General features: G+C 40.5%; 1 protein-coding gene. It reads left to right on the top strand.

What is annotated here, in order from left to right:
• A partial coding sequence (locus ACNKXV_RS14180) for a response regulator transcription factor (protein WP_417908361.1) occupies positions 1-264 on the top strand: 264 nt, incomplete at its 5' end.
• Positions 265-301: the final 37 nt, after the last annotated feature.

Raw genomic sequence — 301 nt, 5'->3', positions numbered from 1 at the left:
ATTGCTTTAAAAACCATTCGGCTGTTAAGAAATCCTCAATTGCCTGTTGAGCAGGAAAAAATCGAAACTTACAGGCTTTCCAAACGAGAGATCGAGATTTTGGAACAACTCAGCAAAGGGCTCAAGTACAAAAACATTGCTGACAACTTGTTTTTGTCTGTGGGTACCGTAAAAAAGCACGTGGACAATGTCTACGAAAAACTCCAAGCTCACAACAAACTGGAAGCCATCCACAAGGCAAAAACCAGTCGACTGATAGATTAGAATACTGAAAATGGCGTATTTCTGAGGCTGAATTTCC

The sequence above is a fragment of the Christiangramia aquimixticola genome (assembly GCF_048285835.1).
Classification (GTDB): Bacteria; Bacteroidota; Bacteroidia; order Flavobacteriales; family Flavobacteriaceae; genus Christiangramia; species Christiangramia aquimixticola.
This window is presented reverse-complemented; position numbering and strand designations above follow the sequence as displayed.